Below are 3,784 nucleotides of genomic sequence, written 5' to 3'. Positions count from 1 at the left end.
TGTCTATCCAAGGTAGAGTCCCCGCTCTTAACAACTTCCAATGCAGGTTCGACTCCTGCCGCTCGCATTGTAACAAATAACCCATACTACCGCTTACTTTAGCACGTACATCACGTGGGCGTAATTCAATGGTAGAATAACGATTTCAGCCCTTCTCTCTCGTTTGAAATTGTTATGTAGGTTCAATCCCTGCCACCCACTTTTAAAAGAAAGAAGGTAAGATTATGGATAAAGATATGTCGAAATACGAACTCATAGATAACATTACTAATGACTTAACCTCTTTTATTAATCTGTATGCTTTCGTTTATCTTACAAAAGATAGCTACTCAAGGAAAGAATATGACCGCATAATCCAAGGAATGGAAAGAGATATGGTTGATCGTCTTAAGCAAAAATAATTGTAGGTACATTCTAATTAACTGTTGAGCCGACCAAAACCCATTGTTGGCTCTTATGCGAGTGTAGTTTAGTGGTAAAACGACAGCCTTCCAAGCTGTAGTCGCGGGTTCGATTCCCGTCACTCGCTTATAAATATCACTAAGGATGTGAATTTAGATGAGTTTAAAGAATATGATTGAGAATAATCACTATCCGATTGTTTTTGTTGGATCAGGAATATCAAAAAGGTATATTCAAGACTCCCCCGCCTGGATAGATTTAATCGAAGAGTATTGGAAACAAGAATTCCCTAATGAAAATTTATACACTTTTTTTCACAACCTTGACTTAAAAAACGGTGATGCAACAAAAGATCAACAAGATTTTATCGCAAATACTAAAGCCATGGACCGCATTGAAGAACATTTTAATGCTCTATTCTATCAAGAAGAGAGAGATGTAACTGGACTTACAATTAAGGAAGCACAACAAAAAAGACTCTCCCCATTTAAGTATGACCTTGCCAATAAATTTTCAGATTTTCGCCTAAAATCTGATATCGACACCTCTGAATATAAACTATTTAAACAGTTTATAAATAAATCTCGTATGATTATTACTACAAATTATGATGAATTTATTGAAAAATCTTTAAATTCCATTAATAGTAAGCCGAATGTTTATGTTGGTCAAAACGGCTTATTTGACAATAATGCTGGCTGGTCCGAACTATATAAAATACATGGTAGTGTCACAGACCCTCAAACAATCGTAATTAATTCAAATGATTATAATAAGTACGATGAAAATTCAATTCTGCTTAGTGCAAAAATTTTATCCTCTATGATTGACTCTCCAATCATATTTCTTGGATATTCATTAACTGATAGAAATATTCGAAAACTTTTAAATGACTTTTCCCAACAGTTGCCCGCCGAAGATACACGAAAGTCGGCCAATAGAATCTACGTCATCCAATATGAGAAAAATCAAATGGAAACAACTGAAGAATTGGTATCCGATCCAATATTAAACTTTAACTACACATTGATAAACACTGATAATTATTCGAAAATTTATAGTGATATATCTAAAATTAATGAAGGAGCATCGCCCTACGAAGTAAGAAAATACCAAGATTTAATCAGAAAAATAATTGTTGATTATGGGAGTCGCGGTTCACTCGAATCTGTTCTCGTATCCCCACAAGATTTGTCTGACATTTCTAATCAGATTGACCAGGGAAAACCTATCGTAGTCGCTATGGGTGATGCAAAATACTTCTATGTATATCCTGATTTACTAAGCTACATTAAAGATTACTTTAACGAAACAAATAATTATTTACCTGCTGTTGCCTTATCATTTGTCGCGCACGATGGTAATCGGCTTACTAAAACTCCATTTTCTAGATATCTAAAGTCAGTTGATCAATCTTCCTTGAAGCTAAAAGATAATGATGTTGAAAGACTAAATCATAAAATTCAAAACTGTCCCTCTCTTGATAGTATCATTAATAGTATTGGTAATTGGGCACGCATTGACATCAGTTCAATTGAAGAAGCTAAGAATATTACAAGCCGTTCAAAAATGTTCATGGTTTTAACCTACAACTTAAAAAGATTAGATAAAACAGACTTGCATGATTTTATTCTTAATTCTGCTATTCCACTATTTGAAAAATCTGTTAAAGATCAGACTAACTTACGTACTGATATCAGAAAATTTTTATTGGGATACGATCTCTTAGTAAACGGCGATTTAAAAGAAATAAAAAAACCGGCTCAGAACCCTTAGGGTTGAGTCGGCAAGCCAGTAGTAAAGAGTTTACTTTCAGCATTGACTCTTAACTCACAAATAATATTACCTTTTTAAGCATTCAAAGTCAATCTTAATATATATTTGTCAAATCATTTAAGAGACGAATTGTCAGATTGAGTACAACATATAACTTATGTGTCACTCGCTTATACCCCGTAACGGGGTATATATTTTAAATAGAATAGAACATACGTTTGGAAACGACAACCTATTGTTATTTCCAGTTGGGGGGGAATGAAACATGTCAGTAACCAAACTTAATAATGGTAAATGGCAAGCCCGTGTCTCTTATAAAGATGATGACGGTAACTATAAGTCGGTTACTCATTTAGAAAAGCGCAAAACTGACGCTGTTGAGTGGGAAACTAAAACTAAAAATGCTCTGCTGGAAGGTGCTGACTTATCACGTAGCACCGAGAGTCTAAAGCATTACTTTCTTGATTGGATCAGAATATACAAAACTGACGGCGTATCGCGTCATACTCACGAGCTGTATATGGGCAACTGGCGACACATCTCCGCGTATTTTAAAGATCAACCTATGAGCGCAATTAAACGGCCGGATTATCAGAAGTTTCTGAATGAATTTGGCCGCAGTCATGGAATTGCCACATCTCACAAGCTTCATCAACAAGTACACACTGCAATCAAGGACGCCGTAGCTGATGGTATTCTAAAACGAGACTTTGCTTACAAGGCACATGTCACTGGACGCCCTCCCAAGCCCGTAGAGGAAAAGTATTTGACGTTGTCCGATTATAAGAAGCTGCGTAAATACCTCATTAACACAGCCGATTATGATCACATGACTATGCTAATGATGCTGTTTCAACTAGAAACTGGAACTAGGTTCGAGGAAGCTGCTGGCCTAACGTGGGATAATTTGGATTTGAATAATGGAATAGTTCACATTAAACAGCAATGGGACGCCCGTAGACAGACTTTTCGTCCAACTAAGGGAAATGGGCAGGCCGATGGAGATATAACCATAGGACCCGCCTACTGTCGTTTTATGAGGAGCTATCGTAATACGCAGAAAGATTATTTAGAATTACACGAAATGAAGAATCCTAAGAACCTCGTATTTTGGTCTAAACTAGGAAAAATCGTGGGCAATGGGAATGCAAACGAAGAGCTAGGACGTATTTGTAACCGTCTAAAGATCAACAAAGTTACAACACACGCCATGAGGCACACACACGCTTCGATTCTTATCTTAAATCATGAGTCCCTTCCCTATGTTCAACATCGCCTTCGACATCAAAAACTAGAAACGACCGTTAACACCTACGTCCATCTTATTGAAGAAGAAAACGGCGTGTCAGATAAGAAGGCTACCGAGCTAATGGACGAAGGATTTTAAAAATGATAATTTTATGATTGCTGTAGTCCTTGTGCCGCAAGGGATTACAAAATTATTTGTTAATTTTTCTTCCAAAAACTGCTATATTTTGGCTACTTTTTTCGTTTTTGGAAGAATCGTGGAAGAACATATCGTGTTTGAGTGGTTTTCGAGCATAAAACAAAAGCACCAAAACGCCTTTATATCAGCGTTTTGGTGCTTTGCCGTTTCTCTATATTT

4 protein-coding genes and 2 tRNA genes are annotated in these 3,784 nt (G+C 36.4%); all 6 read left to right on the top strand.

Annotation, left to right across the window (positions count from 1 at the left end):
- The first annotated feature begins 114 nt into the window (after nucleotides 1-114).
- A tRNA-OTHER gene (locus ACWQAU_RS15110) sits at nucleotides 115-201 on the top strand.
- Between the two features lie 23 nt (nucleotides 202-224).
- Nucleotides 225-401 (top strand): hypothetical protein, encoded by a 177-nt coding sequence (locus tag ACWQAU_RS15105; protein WP_016511204.1) that lies wholly within the window; start codon nucleotides 225-227, stop codon nucleotides 399-401.
- 57 nt (nucleotides 402-458) lie between these two features.
- Nucleotides 459-529 (top strand) — tRNA-Gly (locus ACWQAU_RS15100).
- 29 nt (nucleotides 530-558) lie between these two features.
- On the top strand, nucleotides 559-2,178 hold the full coding sequence (locus ACWQAU_RS15095; RefSeq protein WP_027821900.1) for an SIR2 family protein: 1,620 nt from the start codon (nucleotides 559-561) through the stop codon (nucleotides 2,176-2,178).
- 265 nt (nucleotides 2,179-2,443) lie between these two features.
- Nucleotides 2,444-3,565, top strand: a complete 1,122-nt coding sequence (locus ACWQAU_RS15090) for a tyrosine-type recombinase/integrase (RefSeq protein WP_027821349.1) — start codon at nucleotides 2,444-2,446, stop codon at nucleotides 3,563-3,565.
- Nucleotides 3,566-3,578: 13 nt separating this feature from the next.
- Nucleotides 3,579-3,784: hypothetical protein (locus tag ACWQAU_RS15085; protein WP_463841234.1), on the top strand; the 206-nt coding region annotated here is incomplete at its 3' end.

The organism is Lactiplantibacillus sp. 3062, from assembly GCF_055413545.1.
The sequence above is the reverse complement of the archived record's forward strand: the minus strand, read 5'-3'. Positions and strand labels throughout refer to the sequence as shown.

What these genes read in the sequence shown, in the direction of transcription:
- ACWQAU_RS15105 (WP_016511204.1), top strand. Translation starts at nt 225, where the DNA reads ATGGATAAAGATATGTCGAAATACGAACTCATAGATAACATTACTAAT.
- ACWQAU_RS15090 (WP_027821349.1), top strand. Translation starts at nt 2,444, where the DNA reads ATGTCAGTAACCAAACTTAATAATGGTAAATGGCAAGCCCGTGTCTCT.
- ACWQAU_RS15095 (WP_027821900.1), top strand. Translation starts at nt 559, where the DNA reads ATGAGTTTAAAGAATATGATTGAGAATAATCACTATCCGATTGTTTTT.